The sequence below is a fragment of the Chryseobacterium sp. SIMBA_029 genome (assembly GCF_046535275.1).
GTDB lineage: Bacteria > Bacteroidota > Bacteroidia > Flavobacteriales > Weeksellaceae > Chryseobacterium.
The window spans coordinates 1-253 of the sequence record NZ_JAWRXA010000604.1; the positions used below are offsets into that span (position 1 = coordinate 1).

Consider the following 253-nt stretch of genomic DNA (forward strand, 5'->3'; position numbering starts at 1 on the left):
GGTGAATTTTGGCCCGCTTACGGTATTAACTTCTTCACTGAGGGTAGCCATTGAGCTGTGTAATAATCCTAATATTAATATCATCCAATTGGGCGGAGAGGTTAGAAAAAGCTCTACTTCAATCGTAGGGTCGATCTCAGAGGGAATCCTTAGGCAGTTTTCCTGCAATAAGCTTTTTCTGGGAGTAGACGGAATTGATGTGGAATTCGGAATTAGTACTTCTAATGCAGCAGAGGCACATTTGAATCAGGTG

1 pseudogene is annotated in these 253 nt (G+C 42.3%); it reads left to right on the forward strand.

The features are described from left to right. Nucleotides 1-253: pseudogene (locus SB679_RS25405) on the forward strand (transcriptional regulator); the annotation flags it as partial.